Annotated in this window: 24 protein-coding genes; 9 read left to right on the forward strand and 15 right to left on the reverse strand. The window is 64.2% G+C overall.

The genetic code is table 11. The features are described from left to right. Positions 1-31 precede the first annotated feature (31 nt). Together MUO32_RS16525 and MUO32_RS16530 are read left to right on the forward strand one after the other, a co-directional pair. On the forward strand, positions 32-940 hold the full coding sequence (locus MUO32_RS16525; RefSeq protein WP_257949457.1) for a DMT family transporter: 909 nt from the start codon (positions 32-34) through the stop codon (positions 938-940). Between the two features lie 74 nt (positions 941-1014). Beyond that, entirely contained in the window at positions 1015-1677 is a 663-nt protein-coding gene (locus MUO32_RS16530) for an OmpA family protein (protein WP_257949458.1), read from the forward strand. Between the two features lie 107 nt (positions 1678-1784). On the opposite strand, the gene MUO32_RS16535 is transcribed toward MUO32_RS16530, so the two are convergent. Next, positions 1785-2564 carry a lipo-like protein gene (locus MUO32_RS16535; protein WP_257949956.1) on the reverse strand — a complete coding sequence of 260 codons (780 nt, stop codon included), beginning with the start codon at positions 2562-2564 and terminating at the stop codon, positions 1785-1787. A gap of 164 nt (positions 2565-2728) precedes the next feature. Between MUO32_RS16535 and mbfA the strand changes: the two genes are divergently transcribed. Then, the gene (gene mbfA, locus MUO32_RS16540) at positions 2729-3712 is read left to right on the forward strand and encodes an iron exporter MbfA (protein ID WP_257949459.1); all 984 of its coding nucleotides are present in this window, start codon (positions 2729-2731) and stop codon (positions 3710-3712) included. Positions 3713-3961: 249 nt separating this feature from the next. Here mbfA and pheT read toward each other — a convergent pair whose 3' ends face one another. The 6 genes from pheT to infC all read right to left on the reverse strand — a co-directional run bounded on the left by pheT (position 3962) and on the right by infC (position 9849). Further along, positions 3962-6388: a phenylalanine--tRNA ligase subunit beta gene (gene pheT / locus MUO32_RS16545; RefSeq protein WP_257949460.1), complete on the reverse strand. Its 2427-nt coding sequence runs from the start codon at positions 6386-6388 to the stop codon at positions 3962-3964. Between the two features lie 24 nt (positions 6389-6412). Beyond that, positions 6413-7498, reverse strand: coding sequence for a phenylalanine--tRNA ligase subunit alpha (pheS, locus tag MUO32_RS16550; RefSeq protein ID WP_257949461.1), 1086 nt, complete (start codon positions 7496-7498; stop codon positions 6413-6415). Between the two features lie 2 nt (positions 7499-7500). After that, on the reverse strand, positions 7501-8355 hold the full coding sequence (locus tag MUO32_RS16555; protein ID WP_257949462.1) for a serine/threonine protein phosphatase: 855 nt from the start codon (positions 8353-8355) through the stop codon (positions 7501-7503). Between the two features lie 87 nt (positions 8356-8442). Next, the gene (gene rplT / locus MUO32_RS16560) at positions 8443-8847 is read right to left on the reverse strand and encodes a 50S ribosomal protein L20 (protein ID WP_257949463.1); all 405 of its coding nucleotides are present in this window, start codon (positions 8845-8847) and stop codon (positions 8443-8445) included. Positions 8848-8885: 38 nt separating this feature from the next. Next, positions 8886-9089, reverse strand: a complete 204-nt coding sequence (gene rpmI, locus MUO32_RS16565) for a 50S ribosomal protein L35 (protein WP_029620731.1) — start codon at positions 9087-9089, stop codon at positions 8886-8888. 223 nt (positions 9090-9312) lie between these two features. Next, the gene (gene infC / locus MUO32_RS16570; RefSeq protein ID WP_257949957.1) at positions 9313-9849 is read right to left on the reverse strand and encodes a translation initiation factor IF-3; all 537 of its coding nucleotides are present in this window, start codon (positions 9847-9849) and stop codon (positions 9313-9315) included. A 235-nt stretch (positions 9850-10084) separates the two neighbouring features. On the opposite strand from infC, the gene MUO32_RS16575 reads away from it, so the two are divergent. Then, positions 10085-10900, forward strand: coding sequence for a carboxylesterase (locus MUO32_RS16575; protein ID WP_257949464.1), 816 nt, complete (start codon positions 10085-10087; stop codon positions 10898-10900). 124 nt (positions 10901-11024) lie between these two features. After that, positions 11025-11633, forward strand: coding sequence for a transglutaminase-like cysteine peptidase (locus MUO32_RS16580; protein WP_374708681.1), 609 nt, complete (start codon positions 11025-11027; stop codon positions 11631-11633). Between the two features lie 55 nt (positions 11634-11688). Here the strand turns inward: MUO32_RS16580 and MUO32_RS16585 are convergent, their stop codons facing one another. Continuing rightward, positions 11689-12687, reverse strand: a complete 999-nt coding sequence (locus tag MUO32_RS16585; RefSeq protein ID WP_257949466.1) for an aldo/keto reductase — start codon at positions 12685-12687, stop codon at positions 11689-11691. Positions 12688-12836: 149 nt separating this feature from the next. Here MUO32_RS16585 and MUO32_RS16590 point away from each other — a divergent pair, with 149 nt between their 5' ends. Beyond that, positions 12837-13727, forward strand: coding sequence for a LysR family transcriptional regulator (locus MUO32_RS16590; RefSeq protein WP_257949468.1), 891 nt, complete (start codon positions 12837-12839; stop codon positions 13725-13727). Here the strand turns inward: MUO32_RS16590 and MUO32_RS16595 are convergent. Then, entirely contained in the window at positions 13724-14167 is a 444-nt protein-coding gene (locus tag MUO32_RS16595; protein WP_257949469.1) for a GNAT family N-acetyltransferase, read from the reverse strand. The two genes, MUO32_RS16590 and MUO32_RS16595, sit on opposite strands and share 4 nt — an antisense overlap. A gap of 2 nt (positions 14168-14169) precedes the next feature. Further along, positions 14170-15120 carry an aldo/keto reductase gene (locus MUO32_RS16600; RefSeq protein ID WP_257949470.1) on the reverse strand — a complete coding sequence of 317 codons (951 nt, stop codon included), beginning with the start codon at positions 15118-15120 and terminating at the stop codon, positions 14170-14172. A 160-nt stretch (positions 15121-15280) separates the two neighbouring features. On the opposite strand from MUO32_RS16600, the gene MUO32_RS16605 reads away from it, so the two are divergent. Further along, complete coding sequence (locus MUO32_RS16605) at positions 15281-16267, forward strand: Gfo/Idh/MocA family protein (RefSeq protein WP_257949471.1); 987 nt, start codon at positions 15281-15283, stop codon at positions 16265-16267. A 16-nt stretch (positions 16268-16283) separates the two neighbouring features. Here the strand turns inward: MUO32_RS16605 and MUO32_RS16610 are convergent, their stop codons facing one another. The 3 genes from MUO32_RS16610 to MUO32_RS16620 are packed head-to-tail and all read right to left on the reverse strand — an operon-like array spanning position 16284 to position 18473. Beyond that, the gene (locus tag MUO32_RS16610) at positions 16284-16628 is read right to left on the reverse strand and encodes an ArsC family reductase (RefSeq protein ID WP_257949472.1); all 345 of its coding nucleotides are present in this window, start codon (positions 16626-16628) and stop codon (positions 16284-16286) included. A 47-nt stretch (positions 16629-16675) separates the two neighbouring features. Beyond that, on the reverse strand, positions 16676-17296 hold the full coding sequence (locus MUO32_RS16615; RefSeq protein WP_257949473.1) for a YitT family protein: 621 nt from the start codon (positions 17294-17296) through the stop codon (positions 16676-16678). Between the two features lie 7 nt (positions 17297-17303). Further along, entirely contained in the window at positions 17304-18473 is a 1170-nt protein-coding gene (locus MUO32_RS16620) for an amino acid aminotransferase (protein WP_257949474.1), read from the reverse strand. Between the two features lie 150 nt (positions 18474-18623). On the opposite strand from MUO32_RS16620, the gene MUO32_RS16625 reads away from it, so the two are divergent. Then, positions 18624-19103, forward strand: coding sequence for an Lrp/AsnC family transcriptional regulator (locus tag MUO32_RS16625; RefSeq protein WP_257949475.1), 480 nt, complete (start codon positions 18624-18626; stop codon positions 19101-19103). A gap of 90 nt (positions 19104-19193) precedes the next feature. Continuing rightward, positions 19194-20039: an endonuclease/exonuclease/phosphatase family protein gene (locus MUO32_RS16630; protein WP_374708671.1), complete on the forward strand. Its 846-nt coding sequence runs from the start codon at positions 19194-19196 to the stop codon at positions 20037-20039. Here MUO32_RS16630 and MUO32_RS16635 read toward each other — a convergent pair. Beyond that, positions 20011-21471, reverse strand: coding sequence for a phosphatidylserine/phosphatidylglycerophosphate/cardiolipin synthase family protein (locus tag MUO32_RS16635; protein ID WP_257949477.1), 1461 nt, complete (start codon positions 21469-21471; stop codon positions 20011-20013). The two genes, MUO32_RS16630 and MUO32_RS16635, sit on opposite strands and share 29 nt — an antisense overlap. Positions 21472-21600: 129 nt before the next feature. Further along, positions 21601-22659, reverse strand: coding sequence for a succinylglutamate desuccinylase/aspartoacylase family protein (locus tag MUO32_RS16640; RefSeq protein WP_257949478.1), 1059 nt, complete (start codon positions 22657-22659; stop codon positions 21601-21603). Between the last annotated feature and the right edge of the window lie 53 nt (positions 22660-22712).

Genomic DNA, 22712 nt, shown 5'->3' on the forward strand with positions numbered 1-22712 from the left:
TAGGACTGGGTGCCCTAGGGAGGAGTTTTCCATGGCAGATCAACAGGCGACAGCCGGCGGCAGCGGGTTTTCGGGCTCGGGCAATGCGGGGCTCATCACGGGCATCCTGCTCTGCTTCGGCTCCATGTCGAGCATCCAGTTCGGCTCGGCCTTTTCGGCGACGGCCATCGATTCCTTCGGGCCCTCGACCACGACCTTCCTGCGCCTCGTCATGGCAGCGACTATCCTCGCACTGATCGTGCGCCCGCCGATGCGTTCCTACAGCCGCGAGCAATGGAAGAGCGCCCTCATGCTCGGCGCGACCATGGCGGCGATGACGCTGTGTTTTTTCGCTTCCATCGACCGCATCCCGCTCGGCCTTGCCGTCGCCATCGAGTTCCTGGGGCCGCTCGCGGTCGCCACCTGGTCGCTTGGCGCGGGCTGGCGGCTGATCTGGCCCGTCGCGGCCTTTATCGGCGTCGTGCTGCTGTCGCATGACGGCGCGGGTTGGGTCGGCGATCCCACCGGCATGTTGTTCGCCTGCGGCGCGGGCGTCGGCTGGGGCATCTATATCATTCTCATGAAGAAGACCGGCGCGGTGTTCAAGGGCCTCGAAGGGCTCTCCATGTCGCTGATCTTCGCCGCCATCGTCGCCGCACCCTTCGGCTTGCCGCGGGTCGGCGAGGCGATGAACCCGGAAGGGCTCGGCATGATGCTTGGGCTTGCCGTGCTCGTGCCGCTCTTTCCCTATGCCCTGGAAATGATCGCGCTGCGCCGCATGCCGATGTCTGCCTTCGGCATCCTGATGAGCCTTGAGCCGGCGCTCGGCGCACTGGCCGGTTTCCTGGTGCTCAGCCAGCCGATGACGCCCTTGCAGATGCTCGGCACAGCGCTCGTCGTTGCGGCCAGCGCCGGGGTCACATCGAGCGGAAAGGGCGAAGATGAGGCCAAATCGGCCTGAAATGCGGCCTCTTTCATGTTCCTGCCGCAATCGCTAGGTTGAAGCAGAATCATCGATGTTTCCGGGGATGCTCCATGTTGAAGAAAGTTGCGCTCGTCGCGCTCGCCGCGACCTACCTTTCCGCCTGCACGACGACGGATCCCTATACGGGTGAGCGAAAGGTCTCCAACACGGCCGGCGGTGCCGCCATCGGCGCGGGCATGGGGGCCGTTGCGGGCCTGCTCATCGGCAACAACCCCGTACAGCGCCGCAACGCGGCCCTGATCGGCGCGGGTGTCGGCGCGCTTGCCGGCGGCGCCATCGGCAACTACATGGACAATCAGGAATCCGAACTGCGTGCGCAGCTGCAGGGCACCGGCGTTTCCGTGACGCGTGTCGGCGAACGCATCGTTTTGAACATGCCCTCGAACGTTACCTTCGCGACGGACCAGGACCAGGTGATCCCGCCGTTCTACCCGACGCTCGATTCCGTTGCGATCGTGCTGCGCAAGTTCGACCGCACGCTGATCGATGTCGACGGCCACACCGACTCGGTCGGCAATGCCGCCTACAACATGGATCTCTCCAACCGCCGCGCAAACTCGGTGGCCAACCATCTCGCCTCGCGCGGCGTCGATCCGCGCCGCATGTCGGCCATGGGTTACGGCCTGGAACGCCCGATCGCCTCCAACGCGACGGAAGCCGGCCGCGCGCAGAACCGCCGCGTGGAAATCTCCATCTCGCCGCTCAAGAACTGAGCCTGCAAACGCATCACCGGATGTTACGAAGGGCCGTTTTACGGCCCTTCTTCGTTTCTGCCCTATGCGCGGTGTGCCGCGGAGGAAACGACCCCACAAAGGCCTTGTCATGGCCCTTCCCTGTTGGGCGCCCATTCCAGCCGTTTGTAGTCGAAACCATATTCCAGCGTCGGCTTGATGATCTCGAAATAGGGCGAGAGGTCGAAGTCGCGCGGCGTGTAGAGCGAGTGGTGGCGGATGTGCAGGATTTCGTCGCGCGAGTAGGTCGATGTTGCGGCCGCATGGCCGGGTGCGCGCGTGACGTCCGGCAGGATCGGGTAGCGGATGCGCTCGAAGGCCTCGGCGATCAGCGTCGAGCAGATCGCCCGCGTCGGGTCGCCTGAGCCGAAGGCGATCATGCGGCGGCGCCAGCGCACCGGGATGGGCGGTGTCGGCAGGAAATAGCGCAGCATGTCGGTGATGTTCTTCATGTCGTATTTCAGCCCGAGGCGCGAGACCATGAAGGAGACCAGCATGTCGCGATCGTCGGGCGTCAGGCCGACGGGCCGGCAGATGCGCGTGTTGTAGGTGCGGTACTTGGTGAGCGGCACGGCCACGCAGCCGTCGCCGATATTGACCTCGATGAGTTGCGGCCGTTCCGTCGCGGGCAGCGCCGCCTGCTCCAGCGTCAGCGGCACCTGATCGCCGATGAACAGGGCGGCATGCGACCAGGTCGATTGCGTGAGATACTTGATCGCCGCCGAAATCTTCTGATTGCCTTCCACCAGCAGGATATCGCCGGGCCGCAGCGTACGCGCCAGCGTTTCGGGATCGGAAGGCGTATAGGGCTCGTAGCCGGAGGTCTGGCTTTGCAGCCGGTCGGCAAGTTTTCGGCCGAGGCGGTCCATCAGCGTGTCGCGGCTTGCGGAAAGCGGCTTCAGTGCAGCGGTCACGTCTCATCCCTTGCCGTCTCTTCACACGCTACTCTAGCCTCACGCGCGACATCCTGTCGAGGTTGACCTGCTGTCGTCCCTTCCTATATTTAGAATTATTCTAAATTGGATGTTCGACGATGTTCTCCCGCCTTCTCCGCCCCGGCAAACGCAGTCTCGAATCGCTGAGCGAACAGGAAATCCTGGCGCTCGCCATCACCTCCGAAGAGGATGACGGGCGCATCTATCTGGCCTATGCCGACGCGCTGCGCGATGCCTATCCCAACTCCGCGCGCGTCTTCGAGGAGATGGCGGCGGAGGAAAGCCATCACCGCCAGATGCTGATCGACCGTCACATTGCGCGTTTCGGCGACCGCATTCCGCTGGTGCGGCGCGAATATGTGCGGGATTTTCCGGAGCGCAAACCGGATTGGTTGATCGAGAACATGCCTCTCGACAGCATTCGCGCGCAAGCGGAAGCCATGGAGGAGGCGGCTCACCGCTTTTACCTGACGGCTGCCGCGCGCACCGAGGATGCGGCCACGCGAAAGCTGCTGGGTGATCTGGCGCTGGCGGAGAAATCGCACGAATCGCTCGCCCGGCGGCTTGGCGAGGAACACACACCGGTCGATGTGAAGGAGGAGGAGGACCAGACGGCGCGGCGGCAATTCGTGCTGACCTATGTGCAGCCCGGCCTTGCCGGCCTGATGGACGGCTCGGTTTCGACGCTGGCGCCGATCTTTGCGGCGGCCTTCGCCACGCAGGATACCTGGCAGACCTTTCTGGTCGGCCTCTCGGCCTCGGTCGGCGCGGGCATCTCCATGGGTTTCACGGAAGCCGCCCATGACGACGGAAAACTGTCCGGGCGCGGCTCGCCGGTCAAGCGCGGCCTTGCCTCGGGCATCATGACGGCGCTGGGCGGGCTTGGCCACGCGCTGCCCTATCTCATTCCGAATTTCATGCTGGCGACGACGATTGCCGTTTTCGTCGTGTTCGTGGAACTGTGGGCGATCGCCTTCATCCAGAACCGCTACATGGAGACGCCGTTCTTGCGGGCCGCGATGCAGGTCGTGCTGGGGGGTAGTCTGGTGCTGGCGGCTGGCGTCCTGATCGGCAACGCGTGATCACTGCCCGGCGGGGCGGTTCATGTCGCGGACGACCCAGCGGAAGAAAAGATAAATGCCGAAGCCCATGGCGGCGACGGGTAGCAGATTGGCAAGCGATTCCATTTCGACCTCGTTATCCCTCCTAGAGAGGGAGTTAAGGTCTCGGTAACCATTCCGCAATCCATCCGCCGGTGACGGTGCGTTCACAAATTGCGACCACCGCTCGCGAAATGAAAAACGGGGCGTTACCGCCCCGTTTTTGTGTGATCAGGCGCGCAGCGCACCGCCCGTCGTCTTCATGACATTGCCGACGATCTTGGCGGTCAGCGCCTCGAAATCCTCGTCGGTCAGCGTTTTGTCCGTCGGCTGGATGACGACTTCGATGGCTACAGACTTCTTGCCTTCGCCGACCGAGGCACCCTCGAACACGTCGAAGACGTTGACGGCGGAGATCAGTTTGCGGTCGGCGCCGGTCGCGGCCCGCACGATGGCACCGGCTTCCACCGTCTTGTCGACGACGAAGGCGAAGTCGCGCTTCACGGCCTGCAGCGAGGAGAGGTCGAGCGCCGGCTTGGTGCGGGTCGCCTTCTTCTTCGGGTCGGGCATGGCATCGACGAAGATCTCGAAGCCGGCAAGCGCGCCGGAGACGTCGAGCGCGCCGAGAGCCTTCGGATGGAACTCGCCGAAATAGCCGAGAACGATCTTCGGACCCATCTTGATCGTGCCGGAGCGGCCGGGGTGATACCAGGCCGGCGCGCCGGGCTCGATCTGCACATTGCCCATCGGCAGGCCGCAGGCTTCGATCACGGCGAGCGCATCGGCCTTGGCGTCGTAGACGTCAACCGGCTTGCCGCCGCCCTTGGCGGCATTCGACCAGAGACGGCCAGCGCCGGCAAGGCTCGCCGTGCCACGGCGCACACCGCCGGCAACCCGGCGCTGGCCTTCGGCCCTGTCATTCTCATAGGTGCCGGAGACTTCGAAGAGGGCCACGTCGCCGTAGCCCTTGTCGGCATTGCGCTGGGCGGCTGCGAGCAGGCCCGGCAGCAGCGAGGGGCGCATGTCGGACATGTCTGCCGCGATCGGGTTCGACAGCGCCAGCGACGGCGCGCCGCCGCCGAACAGTTCGGCATGGGCCTTCGGGATGAAGGACCAGGTGACGGCTTCCAGCATGCCGCGCGAGGCCAGCGCCCGCTTGGCAAGGCGCGAGCGGATCTGCAGCGTGGTCAGGATGCGGCCGTTGACCGCGCCGTGGCTTTCCAGCGGCGCCGGCTTGATATTGTCGACGCCGTGGATGCGCATGACCTCTTCGACGAGATCCGCCTTGCCATCGACATCGGGACGCCAGGAGGGAACCGCGACGGAGACACGCTCGCCGGAGCCCGAAACCTTGAAGCCGAGGCGGGTCAGGATGTTGGCGGCTTCGGCTTCCGATACGTCGAGACCGGTCAGACGCTTCACTTCGGCGAAGGGGAAATCGACGATCTTGGCGTCAAAACCCTTGTAGCCGACGACGTCGGTTTTAGCCGGCGTGCCGCCGCAGAGTTCGAGCACCAGTTCGGTGGCGCGCTCGAGGCCGGGCACCATGTATTCCGGGTCCACGCCACGTTCGAAACGGTAACGCGCATCGGTGATGATACCGTGCGAACGGCCGGTCTTGGCGATGTTCATCGGGTCCCAGAGGGCCGATTCGATCAACACGTCGACGGTATCGGCGTCGCAGCCGGAATGTTCACCACCCATGATGCCGCCGATGGACTCGACGCCATTGTCGTCGGAGATGACGATGTTGGCCGGGTTCAGCGTGTATTCGCGCGTGTCGAGCGCCAGCACCTTTTCGCCTTCCGTCGCGCGGCGCACGACGAGATTACCCTTCACCTTGGCCGCGTCGAAGACGTGCAGCGGCCGGCCCTGGTCGAAGGTCATGTAGTTGGTGATGTCGACGAGCGCGTTGATCGGGCGAAGGCCGATGGCCAGCAGCCGCTGCTGCATCCAGCGCGGGCTCGGGCCGTTCTTGACGCCACGCACGAGGCGGAGCGCGAAGCCCGGGCAGAGATGTTCGTCGCCGCCGAGATCGAGTGTCACCTTGACCGGCGTCTCATCTTCGACCGCGAAGGACGGCGCCTTCGGTGTCTTGAGCGTGCCGAGGCCGGAGGCGGCGAGGTCGCGGGCGATGCCAAAAATGCTTGTGCAGTCCGGACGGTTCGGCGTCAGGTTGATCTCGATGACCGGGTCATCGAGGCCGGCATAGGCGGCATAGCTCTCACCGACCGGCGCATCGGCCGGCAGGTCGATGATGCCGTCATGATTGTCGGAGATTTCCAGTTCCTTCTCCGAGCACATCATGCCGCGGCTTTCGACGCCGCGAATGGTGCCGATGGCAAGCGTCACGTCGATGCCGGGCACATAGGTGCCGGGCGCCGCAAAGGCGCCGACGAGGCCGGTGCGGGCATTCGGCGCGCCGCAGACGACCTGGATCGGATCACCCTTGCCGGTGTCGACCATCAGCACGCGCAGCTTGTCGGCGTTCGGGTGCTGTTCGGCCGAGATGACCTTGGCGATGACGAAGGGCTTGAAGGCCGCCTTGTCGTCGACGTCTTCCACTTCAAGCCCGATCGCCGTCAGCTTCGCGCAGATGTCTTCCAGCGAGGCGTCGGTATCGAGATGGTCCTTCAGCCAGGAGAGCGTGAATTTCATGACAAATTTCTCCTTGGATGCCGGTTACGCGCTGAGGCCGCCGAACAGGGTCGGCATGTCGAGCGGACGGAAGCCGTAATGGCTGAGCCAGCGGACGTCGGCGTTGAAGAAGTCGCGCAGGTCGGGCATGCCGTATTTCAGCATGGCGATGCGGTCGAGACCCATGCCCCAGGCAAAGCCCTGATACTCGTCGGGATCGAGCCCGCCGGCGCGCAGCACGTTCGGGTGAACCATGCCGCAGCCCAGGATTTCCATCCAGTCGGTGCCCTCGCCGAACTTGACGATCGGGCCGGACGAGCGATCGCACTGGATGTCGACCTCGAAGGACGGCTCGGTGAACGGGAAGAAGGACGGGCGGAAGCGCATGGTGACGCTGTCGACCTCGAAGAAGGCCTTGCAGAACTCTTCCAGCACCCAGCGCATGTTGGCGACATTCGCTTTCTTGTCGACCACGAGGCCTTCGACCTGATGGAACATCGGCGAATGGGTGGCGTCACTGTCCTGGCGATAGGTCTTGCCGGGGATGATGATGCGGATCGGCGGCTTCTGCGCTTCCATGGTGCGGATCTGCACGGGCGAGGTGTGCGTGCGCAGCACCTTGCGGTCGCCGTTTTCGTCGGCGGGGAAGAAGAACGTGTCGTGCATTTCGCGGGCCGGGTGGCCCTCGGGGAAGTTCAGCGCCGTGAAATTATAGTAGTCGGTCTCGACATCGGGGCCTTCGGCGATGGAAAAACCCATATCGGCGAAGATCGCGGTGATCTCGTCGACGATCTGGCTGATCGGATGGATGCGGCCGCGCTCGGCGGGTGACGAGCGGACCTGCAGGCTGACATCGACGGTTTCGGCCTTGAGGCGGGCGTCGATTGCGGCATCGCGCAGCGCCGTCTTGCGCTCGGTGATGGCGTCGGTGACGCGCGTCTTCAGCGCGTTGATCGCAGCCCCGCGCGTCTGGCGCTCTTCCGGCGACATGGTGCCGAGCGTCTTCAGGAGTTCCGAGACGGAGCCCTTCTTGCCGAGTGCGCCCACGCGCACGGCTTCGATCGCCGCTTCGTCGGAGGCTGCGGCAACGTCGGAGAGGAGCTGTTGTTCCAAAGTGTCGAGTTCGGTCATCTTTACCTGCTTTGCTTGCGTCGGCCGGGCGGAGAGGTCGAGAGAACCTCGGACAGATAGCCGGTTGCGGCGAGGAAGCGCCGCAGATCACTACCCATGTGCACGCGCCCGATCAATCGGGTTGGCGACAAAAACTTGCCGAGGAACCGGAGCATCTTTGCCAGTTCCGCGTCTATCCCGGCTGGTGCGGCGGCGCGCCAGGCGGCAAAGGCCCTGTCGGTCGTCTCGCGCCCGAGAAGGGCGCGGTCGGCGACCTGCAGGAAGAGCAGCCAGAGGTCGCGCGCCTGTGCGATCGAAAGCGGCATTACCGCTTCCGGCTCCTCCTCGAAATCCATGAAGCCGATGGCATCCCCGGCGATGAAGAAGTCGCGTGGATGCGGCCTGCCGTGACAGAGCCCCTTGGCATGCAGCGCGCCGAGATGGGCGGCACAGGCGACGAGCAGATCGTCATGGCCGGCGGGATCGCTCTTGGCGAGCACTTTGAGACGGGCCGTCACGGTTGGCGCGACATCGGAGAGCACGAGCGCGCTGCCGGAGGAGTAGAGCACGTTTGGCACCGGCACACCGGCCTGCGCAAAGGTCGCGATGCGGCGGATTTCCCGCGCGATCATGCCCTTGCTGTTGAGGGAGGGTGAGGGTCGCAGGAACGGCTGGTTGAGCAGGCGGGCAAGGCCCCCCTGCAGCCTGGTCCAGACCGGCGGGCGCTCGGTGCCGTAGCGCTTGATCCAGACGGCGCCGAAGGACAGCTCGACGCGTTCGACGCGGTCGGTCTCACGCGTCAGCGCGGCAAGCAGCGTCTCGATGTCCCCGTCGGTCATGCGGGGGATCGTCTCAAGCGCGATAAGCCTGCCGTCCATGGCTGCAATCCTGGTTGAAAGCAAAAACCCGCACCGGTTCCCCGGCGCGGGTTTCACAACGAAGCGAAGATTTGTTGTGAGCGCCGGTTAGTTGACGGCGGTCTCAAACTCGTTCTTCGTGCCGGCGTCCTTGAGGTATTCCAGAGCCTTCTTGGAGGCAGCGACGAGCGCGCCGAAAGCTTCGGTCTCATGGATCGCCATGTCCGAAAGCACCTTGCGGTCAACTTCGATGCCAGCCTTGTTCAGGCCGTCGATGAAGCGGCCGTAGGTCAGGCCGTGCTCGCGGACGGCAGCGTTGATGCGCTGGATCCAGAGAGCGCGGAAGTTGCGCTTGTTGACCTTGCGGTCGCGGTAGGCGAACTGCTTCGAACGGTCAACCGCGGCCTTGGCGGCGCGGATGGTGTTCTTGCGGCGGCCGTAGAAACCCTTGGCTGCCTTCAGCGTCTTCTTGTGCTTGGCGTGGGAAGTTACGCCGCGTTTTACACGTGCCATGTCATGATCTCCTTAACGTTTCAAAAGCGCGATTAGTCTCAGAGACCGTTCGGCAGATAGTTCTTGATGACCTTCTTGCCATCAGGCTCGGCCAGCACCATGGTGCCGCGCGCGTCGCGAATGAACTTGTTGGAACGCTTGATCATGCCGTGGCGCTTGCCGGCGGCAGCTGCAACGACCTTGCCGGTCGCGGTGATCTTGAACCGCTTCTTGGCAGACGATTTCGTCTTCATCTTGGGCATTTTGCTACTCCATTCTTCTTGAATTCGAGGGGCGCTGACGAAAGTGCCTCTCCAGCGTAAAGAACGGCCACGGCATGCCCTGCCGGACCGTTCGGACGGCGGCTTGTAACCGAAGTCCCCCGAAAGCGCAACCGGATTCGCGAGGGAAGCCGGTTTTGCGGGCAGAAATGGAAAAGCCGCCCCGAAAGGCGGCTTGATCCGTGTACCGCAAGGGCCAGAGGACTTACCTCGGCGCGAGCACCATCATCATCTGGCGTCCCTCGAGCTTCGGCTCGGCTTCGACCTTGGCGATCGCCACCGTATCTTCCTTGACCTGCAGGAGAAGCTTCATGCCGAGTTCCTGGTGAGCCATTTCACGGCCGCGGAACTTCAGCGTCACCTTGACCTTGTCGCCTTCGTCGAAGAAGCGGTTCATCGCCTTCATCTTCACCTCATAGTCATGGGTGTCGATGTTCGGGCGCATCTTGATTTCTTTGATTTCGACGATCTTCTGCTTCTTGCGCGCTTCGGCCGCCTTCTTCTGGTTGGCGTATTTCAGCTTGCCGAGGTCAAGGATCTTGCAGACAGGCGGTTCGGAGTTCGGCGAAATCTCCACCAGATCGAGGCCGGCTTCTTCCGCCATGCGGAGCGCCTGATCTGTAGGAACGGTGCCGTGGTTGGTCCCTTCGGCATCGATGAGCTGGACGCGGGGAATCCGGATTTCCTTGTTGGAGCGCGGGCCGTCTTTGACGGGGGCTTCCGCTTTGAAGGGTCTGCGAATGGTCGTGTTCTCCTCGAACTGTTTCGAACGATATGAATCTGTGCGGCGACCGGGCCGTTTTGCCGGATAGACGGCGTTTTCGGCAATGTGTTGATCGCGCTTGTGAAGTCAATAGCACGCCGCATGGAAAAAATCACCACCTGTCCTTGCGCGCACGAATCTGGTCTAGCTCGGGGCCGAAGACCGGCAAAAGCGCGCATGTGCAGGCTGCAGGTGCGACAGGGAGATAGGGACGATGACGGCAAACGGCAATGGAACAGAGGCGCAATTCATTCCTGTCGGCGCCGACGATGCGGCCCGGCAGATCGCCGTGGCGCTTCAGCCGGCCGCCGCCGGCAATACGCTTGCCCATCTCGTCTGGCTCGGCGGCTACCGCTCGGACATGAGCGGCACCAAGGCCGTGGAACTCGCCGCCCTTGCCGCCCGGCTCGGTACGGCCTGCATCCGCTTCGACTATTCCGGGCATGGCGTTTCGGGCGGGGCCTTCGTCGACGGCACGATCTCACGCTGGCTGGAAGAGGCGCTTGCGGTGATCGATCACGCGGCAAAGGCACTTGGCACGCGCCGCGTGGTGCTCGTCGGCTCTTCTATGGGCGGCTGGATCGCGTTGCGCGCCGTGGCCGAGCTTGCCAAGCGGAAGAATATTGCGATCGCCGGGCTGGTGCTGATCGCGCCGGCGCCGGATTTCACCTCGGAGCTGATCGAGCCGAACCTCACCGAGGCCGAACGCACCGCTTTGGCCGAACGCGGCCAGTTCGAGGAGCCGACGCCCTATGGGCCGGATCCGAACGTCTATACGTTGAAGCTGATCGAGGACGGGCGCGAAAACCGTGTGCTGACGGGCGTCATCGAGACGGGCTGCCCGGTGCATATCCTGCAGGGCATGGCCGATCCCGATGTGCCCTATGCCCATGCCGTGCGCCTGATGGAGCATCTCTCGGGCGACGACGTGGTGCTGACGATGATCCGCGACGGCGACCACCGCCTGTCGCGGCCGCAGGATATCGCCAAGATCCTCGAGACGGCGGAGGGTTTTGCGCGCCTTGCCTGAGGCGGGGCGTGTCGCCGCGATCACATCTTAACCATATTCCCGCATCGCCAATTCTGATGATTGACGAAACGCCCTCCTCACCGTTAACTCTTTGTTAACGATTAGGGGACGTTACATGGCACGAATGATTGGTGCGAAGGCTGGGGCGGCGGCGTTTTTTGCTCTGCTCATCTCTTCTTCCTCGGCTTTCACGGCGCCCGCCTCCGCCTTGTCCATGAAGACGGGCGGTGTGACCTCGCAACCGATCGGCCATTACGAATTCTGCCAGACCAACAAATCCGAATGCCGCGCCGGCACGCGCAACCAGGCGCCCGCCAAGGTCACGGAATTCGGCTGGTCGGTCGTCCGCCAGATCAATTCCAGCGTCAATCGCGACATCACGCCGATGACGGACAAGGAACTGCACGGCCGCGACGAATACTGGTCCTATCCCGATGGTGCGGGCGATTGCGAGGACTTCGTTCTCCTGAAGCGCAAGAAGCTGATGGAAAAGGGTTTTTCTGCCGGCGACCTGCTGATCACCGTCGTGCGCAAGCCCGATGGCGAAGGCCATGCCGTGCTGACCGTGCGCACCACCGACGGCGATTTTATCCTCGACAACCTCAACAATGAGGTCAAGCTCTGGACGACGACGCCCTATCGCTACCTGAAGCGCCAGGCGTCGTTCCATGCGGGCCGCTGGGTCTCCATCGAAAACGGCGATGCCGTCATGGTGTCGTCGGTCGGCCAGTAAGCGCGTCCGACAAGGCATTTGAAGAGGCCGCGGAGCGATCCGCGGCCCTTTTCGTTTACCGGTTGGCCATCGAGGCCATGCGCTGAGAATAGCGCCCGCCGGATACTTTGGCGGGTGAGAGCAGATCGCCGAGGCGGGCGGCCTCCTCGGGTGTCAGCTCGACGTCTGCGGCAGCGGCATTCTGCTCGAGATGCGGCACCTTGCTGGCGCCGGGGATCGGCACGATGAAGTCGCCCTGCGCGAGAACCCAGGCGAGTGCCAGCTGGGCCGGGGCGACACCCTTTTCCGTCGCCATTTCCTCGAGAGCCGCAATCAGCGCGAGGTTGGCATCGAAATTCTCCGCCTCGAAGCGCGGCAGCGAGCGGCGGAAATCGTCGGCGGAGAGGCCATCGAGCTTTTTCAGCGCACCCGTCAGTACTCCGCGGCCGAGCGGGCTGAAGGGCACGAAGCCGATGCCGAGGCTACGGCAGGTTTCGAGAACGCCGTTCTCCTCGACATCGCGGGTCCAGAGCGAATACTCGCTTTGCACGGCAGCGATCGGATGCACGGCGTGCGCACGGCGGATCGTTTCGGCACCGGCCTCGGACAGGCCGAGCGCCTTCACCTTGCCCTCGCGCACCAGCTCCGCCATGGCGCCGACCGTTTCCTCGATCGGTACGGCCGGATCGACGCGGTGCTGGTAGTAGAGATCGATGACGTCGGTGCCGAGCCGCTTCAGCGAGGCCTCGGCGACGGCCTTCACATTTTCCGGCCGGCTGTCGGTGCCGGTCATCATCTGGGCCGCCGGCTTGCTCGGATCGATGCTGAAGCCGAACTTGGTGGCGAGGACCACCTTGTCGCGCACCGGCTTCAGCGCCTTGCCGAGAAGGATTTCGTTCTTGTAGGGGCCATAGACCTCGGCGGTGTCGAAGAGCGTGATGCCGAGATCGACGGCACGGTGCAGGGTATCGATTGCCGCCGTCTCGTCGTCGGCGGGGCCGTAGGCATGGCTCATGCCCATGCAGCCGAGGCCGAGGGCGGAAACATCGAGGATGCCGAGTTTTCTGTGTCGCATGACGGATTCCTTCTTCATGGGGACCGGGAGGTCGGTCCGCGAACCGGGCGGCGAACGGGGCGCCGTCATCCGGTAGCCTCAATCTAGAGGGTGGTGCTTCATCTGAAAATGGATGCAGAAGTCAACGGCTTGTTCTATTTGTTGGAACAATGAACCGGACCCAGCTCTCCCAACTCGCGGTGCTCGCCATCGTCGCCGAGGCACGCAGTTTTCGCAAGGCGGCCAGTGCCCTCGGCATCGCCCCCTCGGCCGTCAGTCATGCCGTCACGGCGCTGGAGGCAAGCCTCGGCGTGCGCCTGATTGCCCGCACCACCCGCAGCGTCGCGCCGACGGAGGAGGGGCGCCAGCTGCTCGACACGCTGGCGCCGGCGCTCGCCGATATCGACGCCGCCATGGAGGCGTTGGCCGACCGGCAAACCCGTCCTGCTGGGCCTTTGCGCATCACGATGCCGCTGATCGCCGCCGAGGACATCGTCATGCCCCGCCTCGGCGCCTTCCTGCTGGACTATCCCGAGATCGAATTGGAGCTTCGGACCGACGACCGCTTCGAGGATATCGTTGAAAAGGGTTTTGACGCCGGCCTGAGGCTTGGCGAGCATCTGGAGGCGGATATGATCGCGGTCAGGGCGAGCGGCCCCTGGCGCGGCCTCGTCGTCGGCGCGCCGGCCTATTTCGAAAAACATCCAAAACCGCTTCAGCCGCGCGACCTGATGCAGCATCGCTGCATCCGTCGCCGCTTTTCCAGCGGGCGCATCTATCGCTGGGAGCTGGAGAAGGACGGGCGGCTGGTGACGGTGGATGTCTCGGGTCCGCTGATCGTGTCCGACCAGCGCCTGATGCGCGCCGCCGCGATGGACGGCGCAGGTCTCGCCTATGTCTTCGACCAGCGGGTGGCCGAGGATATCGCCGCCGGCCGCCTGGTGGCGGTGCTGGAGGACTGGTGCCCGGCCTTCGACGGCTTCTCGATCTACTATCCCTCACGCCGGCAGATGCGCCCGGCGCTACGCGCCTTCGTCGATTTCTTCCGCCACCGAGGCTAGGTCGGCAACCGGTAGCGGATGTGGTTGTCGGTTTCGACATAGCTGTCGTAGAGCTTTCGGGCACGCGCATTGTCGAGGGCCGTGTGCCAGTAGATACCGCGCCAGCCGTGGCGTTTGGAGATGGCGACGAGGTCGTCGATCAAGGCGCGGCCGACACCTTTGCCGCGCGCCGTATCGTCGACGAAGAGATCTTCCAGATAGCCCTCCGGCGCGATGTCCCAGGTGGAATCGTGGTAGTGGTGGATGGCAAAACCGAGCACCACGCCATCCTCCTCGGCAAGGCGCATCGAGACACGGGAACCGGCATCGAGAATGCGTGCCCAGGTGAAGGCGGTCGCTTCTTCGGGCACTTCGGTGTTGTAGAAGGCGAGGTAGCCGGCCCAGAGGGCCTTCCAGGCGGCCTCGTCGCTTTCCAGGGGGTCGCGGATGATGAGGGCCATGGTCACGCTCCCGCCCTGTCGAGCGCTGCGACCTGCTCGGCGGAAAGCGATAGCGACACCGCCTTCATCAGGCTGGCGAGCTGCGAAAGGCTGGTGGCGCTGGCGATCGGCGCGGTGACGGCCGGCTTTGCCATCAGCCAGGCGAGCGCGATCTCGGCCGGCGTCGCGCCGGTTTCTCCCGCCACCTGGTCGATTGCCGCGAGAATGCGAAGGCCCCTCTCGTCGAGATAGTGTGCCACGTCTTCGCCGCGCGTCCGTCCCTGTGTATCCGCTGCCGTCCGGTATTTGCCGGTGAGGAAGCCGGACGCGAGGCTGAAATAGGTGATGACGCCGAGCTGCTCCTTGCGGCAAAGCTCGGCAAGCGGCCCCTCGAAACCGGCGCGGTCGTAAAGATTGTACTCTGGCTGCAACGCGGCATAGCGCGGTAGCCCCGCCTTGTCTGCGGCCTCGAAGGATGCCTGCAACTGGTCGGCATCGAGGTTCGAGGCGCCGAAGGTCCGCACCTTGCCCGCCTTCACCAGCCCGGCATGGGCCTCCAGCGTTTCCTCATAGGGCGTCTCCGGGTCCGGCCAGTGCGAGAGATAGAGGTCGATATGATCCGTCTGGAGCCGCCGCAGCGAATTTTCGACTTCCTCGATAATCCACGCTTTGCGCAGGTCGCGCCGGCCCTGGCCCATGTCGGAGCCGACCTTGGTGACGATGACCACCTTGTCGCGCGAAAGGCTCGAACGCTTCAGCCACTTGCCGATGATCGTCTCGGACTCTCCGCCCTGATTTCCCGGTGCCCAGCTCGAATAGACGTCGGCCGTATCGATGGCGTTGAAGCCGGCGCCGGTGAAGGTGTCGAGCAAGTCGAAGGAGGTCTTTTCGTCGGCCGTCCAGCCGAAGACGTTTCCGCCGAAGACGAGCGGCGCGATGGAAAGGCCGGTCCGGCCGAGGGAACGATACTGCATGGGCTTCCTCCAAAGGGTTCGTGCTGAAATGGCAGGCCGCAGCATAGGCCGGGCTTCCCGGCTTTGCACGCCGCATGCGAAGGCATTTTTTGCTCAGGCCCACGCTTGCGAGGAACGTACCTCGCGACTAGTCTTCCGGCGCAATCAGGGAGAGATGATCATGCTGCGTTTTGGAATTCTGTCGACGGCCAAGATCGGCCGCGAACTCGTCGTCCCGGCCATCCAGGACGCGGAAAACTGCGTCGTGACGGCCATTGCCAGCCGCGACCTCGCCAAGGCCCGCGCCATGGCCGACCGCTTTTCCGTGCCGCATGCCTTCGGCTCCTACGAGGAGATGCTGGCTTCCGACACGATCGACGCCGTCTATATCCCGCTCCCGACCTCGCAGCATGTGGAGTGGACGATCAAGGCGGCGGATGCCGGCAAGCACGTGCTCTGCGAAAAGCCGATTGCGCTGAACGCCGGTGAGATCGATGCGCTGATCGCCGCGCGCGACCGCAACAAGGTGCTGATCTCAGAAGCCTTCATGGTCACCTACAGCCCGGTCTGGCTGAAGGTCCGCTCGCTTCTGGCGGAAGGGGCGATCGGCAAGCTGCGTCACGTGCAGGGTGTGTTCACCTATTACAACCGTGATCCGGGCAACATGCGCAACGTGCCGGCCCTCGGCGGCGGCGGCCTGCCTGATATCGGCGTCTATCCGACGATCACCACCCGCTTCGCCACCGGCAAGGAAGCGATCCGCGTGCAGGCCAGCACCGACCGCGACCCGGAATTCGGCACGGACATCTATTCGAGCGTGCGCGCCGATTTCGGTGATTTCGAATTGTCCTTCTACATCTCCACCCAGCTCGCCCATCGCCAGGTCATGGTGTTCCACGGCGACAAGGGCTTCATCGAGGTGAAGTCGCCGTTCAACGCCGACCGTTACGGCGCGGAAGAAATCGAACTGACCAATGCCTCGCACAGCGAAAGCCAGCACTTCCGCTTCCAGGATGCGCGTCAGTACAAGCGCGAGGCGGAAGCCTTCACCCGGGCGGCGCGCGGAGAAAACGGCGAGGTCGTATCGCTGGAAAGCTCGGTCAACAACCAGAAGCTCATCGACGCCATCTATCGCGCCAGCGAGAAGGACGGGTGGGAGCCGGTCTGAAGACCGGCCCTTCCGGTCAGAACAGCGTTTCGTAGATCTCCGGCTTGAAGCCGGCCGTGAGCGCCCCATCGCGATCGAGCATGGGGCGCTTGATCATCGAGGGTTGGGCGAGCATCAGGGCGATCGCCTTCGAAGCGTCGAGGTTTTGCTTGTCGCTATCGGGCAAGGCGCGAAACGTGGTGCCGGCGCGGTTGAGCACGGTCTCCCAACCGAGCGCCTCGACGAAGCGTTTCAGGCTCTTTTCGTCAATGCCTTCCGCCTTGTAGTCGTGGAAGGCGTAGGCGATACCCTTGGCATCGAGCCAGGTGCGCGCCTTCTTCATCGTGTCGCAGTTCTTGATGCCGTAGATCGTGACGGTCACGCGTCTCTCCTTCAGTGCTTTGCCGCCTTCATAAGATCACGAAGCGATCACGTCACCCCGAGATAGCGTCCGGGGCGGTGATTGATGGCGAGCGTCATGTTGACGACGACGGCGCCGAGGACGGACAGGGCGAGGCGGTCGGGCGGGATGACGAAGACGGCGGCGGCGAGGATGGCGAGATCGACCGCCATCTGGAAATAACCGGCGCGCAGGCCGAAGCGGTCCTGCAGGTAGATCGCCAGCACATTGATGCCGCCAAGCCCCGTGCGATGGCGGAAAAGGATGAGCAGGCCCGTGCCCGACAGCGCACCGCCCATGACCGCTGCATAGAGGGGATTTAGATGGGAGAAGCTGACGAGATCGGACGTTAGTCGGCTAAAGATCGAGACCAGCGTCACGGCGGCGAAGGTGCGCAGCGTGAAGGCCCAGCCGAGCTTTTTGACGGCGAGGATGTAGAAGGGCAGGTTGACGGCGAAAAACAGCCACCAGAAGCCGATGCCGGTCGCATATTGCAGCAGGAGCGCAAGGCCCGCCGTGCTGCCTGCAAGCAGCACGGCCTTGGTATAGATGACCACGCCGAGCGCCACGAACATCGTGCCGATGACGATGGCAATCAGATCCTCGTAGGCGGAGTGCCGCTCCGCCTGGCTGTCCGTTTCGGCCGACATGGTGTCCTCAGAGGCTCAGGAACTTGGCGATGACGTCATCGACCTCAGCCGTCTTGAGGCCGGCAATGTTGATGCGGCCAGACGTCGGCATGTAGATGGCGTGCTCGGCGCGCAGCTTCAGCACCTGGGCTTCTTCCAGCGGCAAGAGCGAGAACATGCCTTCCTGCTCGCGGATTGATGTCAGCACCTGCCAGCGACCGGAAAGGCCGGCGGCAAGCCGCTCGCGGATCGCGGTGACACGCAGCCGCATGGTCTCGATTTCGGCCATCCAGTCGGCTTTCAACGCCGCGTCGCCGAGGATCGTGCTGACGATGGCCGCACCATGATCCGGCGGCATGGAGTAGCTGGTGCGGGCGAGTGCCGCGAGATTGGTGCGCACGGAGAGCGCCGTCTCGGCATTGCTGCAGGCGGCATAGATCGCACCGGTGCGCTCGCGGTAGAGGCCGAAGGACTTCGAGCAGGACACGGCGACGATCGCTTCCGGCACGGCGGCAAGCAATGTGCGCAGGCCCGCGGCATCCTCGTCGAGGCCGCGGCCATAACCCTGATAGGCGATATCGACGAGTGGCAGCAGACCCTTTTCGGCGATGAGCGCGGATACGGCGCGCCACTGGTCGGCCGTCAGGTTCGCGCCCGTCGGGTTGTGGCAGCTGGCATGCAGCAGAACGGCGTCGCCGGGGGCGGCGCCTGCAAGCGCCTCCATCATGCGGTCGAACAGCACTGTCTGCGACGGAATGTCGAAGAAGGGGTAGGTCACGACCTCGAGGCCGGCGGCCTTGAAGATGCTGGCATGGTTGGGCCAGCTCGGTAGGCCGAGCCAGATGCCCTTGGTGCCCATGCGCGCCAGGAGGTCGGCGGCAAGGCGCAGCGCGCCGGAACCACCCGGCGTCTGGAGGGCTGCGGTGGCGCGGCCACGGCCGGCCTCGCCCGTCGTCAGGTCCCAGAGGCGATCGAGGAAGACGGCGTCGCCTTCCGGACCGACATAGGCCTTGGTCGGCTGCGTCTCGACGAGGCGCTTTTCGGCTTCCTTCACGGCGCGGAAGATCGGTGTCGCGCCCGTCTCGTCGCGGTAGACGCCGACGCCGAGGTCCACCTTGCCGGCGCGCTCGTCCGCCCGGAAAAGGCCGATCAGGGCAAGCAGGGGATCATCGGGCTGGCGGGTGAGGGCGTCGAACATGGCCGGGTTCCTGTCTAGGGTTGGTGTGCAAGCGGTGTAGGCCAAAGTTCCCGCAAAATCGACCGTGATATTGCGGAGAAAGCGCAAGAAGCTTTTGTATTCTTGCGCCCATTCGCTAGATTGATGCAGGTTTTTGCGCGGGAGTGCGGCATGGACAAAAAGGCGGCCGACGAGGTGGTGCTGGACCACACCGATCGGCGCATCATCCGTTTGCTGGTCGAGGATGCCGGGCTCTCCAACAACCAGCTCGCGGACAAGGTCGGCCTGTCGCCGGCACCACTGTCGCGCCGGCTGGCGCGACTGGAGGCGAGCGGCGTCATCCGCCACACGGTCATCGTCGATCCGCGCGCCGCGGGCATTGGTTTTCAGGCCTTTCTGGAGGTGACGCTGGAGCGCACGGCGCCGAAGGTCGGCGAGCGTTTCATCGATCTCGTGCGGCGCATGCCCGAAGTCGTCGAGTGCCACACCGTCGCCGGTGATTTCGATTTCCTGCTGAAGATCGCGGTGAAGGATGTCGCCGACTACCGGCGGCTCCTGTGGAGCGAGTTCGAGCGCATCGGCGAAATCAAGACGCTGCGATCGACCATCCTGCTCGATAGCCCGAAGATGCAGGTCAGTCCGTTGCCCTGACGTCCTTTTCCGGAACCTTCTTGCGGTCAGGCGGTTGCCGATGGGACGGCGGAGCCCATATGATGAATGGAGCGCCACGAGGAAGGACCCTTGGACAGAAACGGCAAAGTCACATCGGCCGCGCTGCTATCGGCCATTCGCAACCGTCGCGGCCACCGGCCGCCGGAAAGCAATCGCCCGGGCGATACCGTGATCGCCTCCTACAACGTGCACAAATGCATCGGCGTCGACCGGCGCTTCGATCCCGAGCGCACGGCAAGCGTGATCTCCGAGATCGATGCCGACGTCATCGCCATCCAGGAGGCGGACAAGCGCTTTGGCGAGCGTTCCGGCTTGCTCGATCTGACCGTGCTGGAGCGCGACTGTGGCCTCGTGCCGGTGCCGATCACGGCGCTGTCCTCCACCGGCCATGGCTGGCACGGCAACATGATCATGATCCGCAAGGGCGCGGTCGGCGGCGTGCGGCAGCTGAAACTGCCGGGTGTCGAGCCGCGCGGCGCGCTCGTCGTGACGCTCGATCTGCCGATGGGCAGGTTGCGTCTGGTGGCGGCTCATTTCGGGCTTCTGAAACGCTCGCGCGAACAGCAGGCGATGGCGATCCTCGCCTCTGTGGCGGAAGAGGAGCAGATGCCGACCCTGCTCGTCGGCGATCTCAATGAGTGGCGCGTCGGCCGAAAGTCGTCGCTTGCCCGGCTCCAGCCGACGTTCGATCCCGCCTCCGGCGCGGTGCCGAGTTTTCCCTCGCGTTTTCCGGTGCTGGCGCTCGACAGGGCGCTTGGCCACCCACACGATCTCGTCACGTCCGTCGAGGTGCATGACAGCCCGCTTGCGCGTGTCGCCTCCGATCATCTGCCGATCAAGGCGCATATCGACCTGAAGGTCGTCTCCGAGCGGTCTGCCGAGACGACTACAGATAGGGCGAGCCAAGCCATGTGATGCGCTCGACGAGGCGCTGGGCGAAGGGCCTAGCCCTCAAGGCTTCCAATTTCACTTCTTCGGCTTCGGCAAGCGCGGCGGCCATGCGGGCGCCGATGAGATCGGCAAAGTCGGGATCGATCACCTCGACATCCACCTCGAAATTCAGCCTGAGCGAGCGTGGGTCGATGTTGGATGAACCGATATAGGACCAGGCGTCGTCGATGACCGTGAGTTTGGAATGGTTGAAGGCGCCCGACGCCCGCCAGATGCGGCAGCCGTATTTCAGCATCTGGTCGAACTGTGCGGTCATGGCGAGGTCGACGAGCTTCAGGTTGTTGGCGGACGGCACGATGATGTCGATCTCCACCCCGCGCCGTGCCGCGGTGACGATGGCGCTGATCAATTCGCGGTCGGGCAGGAAATAGGGCGACATGATGCGGATGTGTCGCTTGGCGACGGAGACCGCCCCCATCAGCATGCGGTGGTTGGTCTCAAGGCTCTTGTCCGGGCCTGACGGCACGACGCGCGCGAGCATGCCGCTGTCAGGCGCGTCCGGCGGCGGGGCGATCTGCCAGGCTTCGCCGGAAAGCTCGCCGCCGCCGGAAAAGCGCCAGTCCTCGTAGGCGATGCGGAAGAGGTCGCTGACGACGGGGCCGGTCAGGCGGAAATGGGTGTCGAGCGCTGCGGCATCGCCGGAAAACTCCGCGCAGAAGCCCGCGCGGATGTTGAGCCCGCCGGTAAAGGCGACGATGCCGTCGACGATCAGGATCTTTCGGTGGGTGCGCAGGTTCGCATAGGGCAGCCGCAGGCCCATGACGATATTGCCGTTGAAGACATCGACTGGCACATGGGCCCGCCGCAACTCCGAGACGATGGAGGGGATGGAATAACGCGCGCCGACCGCGTCGATCAGCACGCGAACCTCGACCCCGCGTGCGACAGCGGCCGAAAGCGCCTCTACGAAGCGTTCGCCAGCCTTGTCGCGATCGAAGATATAGGTTTCGAGCAGGATCGAGCGTTCCGCCGCATCGATGGCGGCGAGCATGGCGGCATAGGCTTCGTCACCGGTCGAAAGCAGCCTGATGCGGTTGCCGGAGGTGAGTTTGCAGCGACCGACCGTATCGCCGAGCCGCTGCATGGCGGCGAGCGCGCCACCGAAGGCGATCCGCACATGTTTGTTGGAAACGTCGTATTCCGACCTGTGATGCCAGCCGGCGGCGAGCAGGCCCTCGCGGCTGAGGTTCAACGTCTTGCGGCGGATGCGGTTCACGCCGCCGATGGCGTAGATGACGGGGCCGACGACCGGCGACAGCACGATGACGCCGACCCAGCCGATCGCAGCACGCACCTCTTCCTTGGTCATCGTCGCGTGAATGGCGGCGGGAATGCCCAGGATGATCGACAGGGCGACGAGGATATGCGGCCAATAGGCGGAGAGCGTCTCAAACATGATGCGTGCGGATCATCCTCCGGCGGCGTCCCCTGCCGTCACCGTGATCACGGCTTGGCATCCCCTTCTATATATTGCTCGCAACGATGCGATTGCGAGGGGCGAGCACCCCTCGCGAGCAAGATTCTCTCAATCCTCCAGCGTGCCGGGCTTGCGATCCTTCCGCGTCGCCTCATGGCAGGCGATCTTCATCAGGTTGTCGCCGCGGCGGGCATAGCGGGCGGAGGTTTGCGTGGCGACGAGGCCGTCATGGGCGGCCTTCACCTCGATCGTGCCGTCCGGCGCGCCCGGTTTGGTGATCAGCGTCGCGAGCAGGTCGCCGGCCTTCACGGTGTCACCGATGTCGCGGTGGAAGAGCACGGTGCCCGGTTCCGGCGCGCGCACCATCTCGATATTGTCGAGCGGGATCGCGGAGCCGGTGAAGGTCCTTGCCGCATGGGCGGGATCGGCAACGACGCCACGACCGGCAAGGAATGCCCAAAGACCATCGGCATCGCGCTTTGCCATATCGGGATAGACGTCGCGCCGACCGCGCAATTCGACTGTGACGGCGAGACGGCCGGGTACGCTCTTCAGCTTGTCGCCGCCCTGGTGCTTGAAGGCATGGCCGACGGCCTCCTCGAAGGCGGTGCTTTCGCCATCGGAGAGGAACACGGCCTGCATGTCGAGGGCGGCCGCCAGATCGGCCGCCTCCGGCCAGAACGCATCGTCGATATAGGCATATTGCAGGGATTCGTCGTCACAATGCAGGTCGAGCATGAGGTCGTGGCCGAGCGCGGTATGCAGCAGGGTGCGTTTCAGGCGGTCGGCGGCGCTGCGGCGGGAGAGGTTTTCCAGCAGCGTCTCGCGCTCGGCGAGGGCGATCAACGGGTAGTCGCGGTTGAAATTGGTGCGTGATCCCAGGTCGAAGCGGCCCTCCATCTCGCCGAAATGGAACTGGGCGAGACCGATCGGATTGGCCTGCGGGATAACGGTGATATCGCCGCGGATCGCACCCTCGGCATCCGCCTTGCGAAGGCGCTCCAGCAGGAAATGCAGCAGGGCGGTGCCGGGCAGTTCGTTGGCATGCAGCGCCGCCTGGATGTAGACGGAGGGGGCGGCCGCATCGCTGCCCTTGAAGCGGAAGACCGGCACGCGCCATTCGATGCCCACCGTATCGCCGCCGATGATGATGTCCGAAGTCTCCACGTCATGCCCTCGCTGAATCGTTTTGCGAAGGTTTATGCGAATTGGGCGGGGCG

The sequence above is a fragment of the Shinella sp. CPCC 101442 genome, from assembly GCF_024704725.1.
GTDB lineage: Bacteria > Pseudomonadota > Alphaproteobacteria > Rhizobiales > Rhizobiaceae > Shinella.

Excerpts from the sequence above, each read along its gene's own strand:
- MUO32_RS16525 (WP_257949457.1), top strand. The coding sequence starts at position 32 with ATGGCAGATCAACAGGCGACAGCCGGCGGCAGCGGGTTTTCGGGCTCG.
- MUO32_RS16530 (WP_257949458.1), top strand. The coding sequence starts at position 1,015 with ATGTTGAAGAAAGTTGCGCTCGTCGCGCTCGCCGCGACCTACCTTTCC.
- MUO32_RS16535 (WP_257949956.1), bottom strand. The coding sequence starts at position 2,564 with ATGGACCGCCTCGGCCGAAAACTTGCCGACCGGCTGCAAAGCCAGACC.
- mbfA (WP_257949459.1), top strand. The coding sequence starts at position 2,729 with ATGTTCTCCCGCCTTCTCCGCCCCGGCAAACGCAGTCTCGAATCGCTG.
- pheT (WP_257949460.1), bottom strand. The coding sequence starts at position 6,388 with ATGAAATTCACGCTCTCCTGGCTGAAGGACCATCTCGATACCGACGCC.
- pheS (WP_257949461.1), bottom strand. The coding sequence starts at position 7,498 with ATGACCGAACTCGACACTTTGGAACAACAGCTCCTCTCCGACGTTGCC.
- MUO32_RS16555 (WP_257949462.1), bottom strand. The coding sequence starts at position 8,355 with ATGGACGGCAGGCTTATCGCGCTTGAGACGATCCCCCGCATGACCGAC.
- rplT (WP_257949463.1), bottom strand. The coding sequence starts at position 8,847 with ATGGCACGTGTAAAACGCGGCGTAACTTCCCACGCCAAGCACAAGAAG.
- rpmI (WP_029620731.1), bottom strand. The coding sequence starts at position 9,089 with ATGCCCAAGATGAAGACGAAATCGTCTGCCAAGAAGCGGTTCAAGATC.
- MUO32_RS16575 (WP_257949464.1), top strand. The coding sequence starts at position 10,085 with ATGACGGCAAACGGCAATGGAACAGAGGCGCAATTCATTCCTGTCGGC.
- MUO32_RS16580 (WP_374708681.1), top strand. The coding sequence starts at position 11,025 with ATGATTGGTGCGAAGGCTGGGGCGGCGGCGTTTTTTGCTCTGCTCATC.
- MUO32_RS16585 (WP_257949466.1), bottom strand. The coding sequence starts at position 12,687 with ATGCGACACAGAAAACTCGGCATCCTCGATGTTTCCGCCCTCGGCCTC.
- MUO32_RS16590 (WP_257949468.1), top strand. The coding sequence starts at position 12,837 with ATGAACCGGACCCAGCTCTCCCAACTCGCGGTGCTCGCCATCGTCGCC.
- MUO32_RS16595 (WP_257949469.1), bottom strand. The coding sequence starts at position 14,167 with ATGGCCCTCATCATCCGCGACCCCCTGGAAAGCGACGAGGCCGCCTGG.
- MUO32_RS16600 (WP_257949470.1), bottom strand. The coding sequence starts at position 15,120 with ATGCAGTATCGTTCCCTCGGCCGGACCGGCCTTTCCATCGCGCCGCTC.
- MUO32_RS16605 (WP_257949471.1), top strand. The coding sequence starts at position 15,281 with ATGCTGCGTTTTGGAATTCTGTCGACGGCCAAGATCGGCCGCGAACTC.
- MUO32_RS16615 (WP_257949473.1), bottom strand. The coding sequence starts at position 17,296 with ATGTCGGCCGAAACGGACAGCCAGGCGGAGCGGCACTCCGCCTACGAG.
- MUO32_RS16620 (WP_257949474.1), bottom strand. The coding sequence starts at position 18,473 with ATGTTCGACGCCCTCACCCGCCAGCCCGATGATCCCCTGCTTGCCCTG.
- MUO32_RS16625 (WP_257949475.1), top strand. The coding sequence starts at position 18,624 with ATGGACAAAAAGGCGGCCGACGAGGTGGTGCTGGACCACACCGATCGG.
- MUO32_RS16635 (WP_257949477.1), bottom strand. The coding sequence starts at position 21,471 with ATGTTTGAGACGCTCTCCGCCTATTGGCCGCATATCCTCGTCGCCCTG.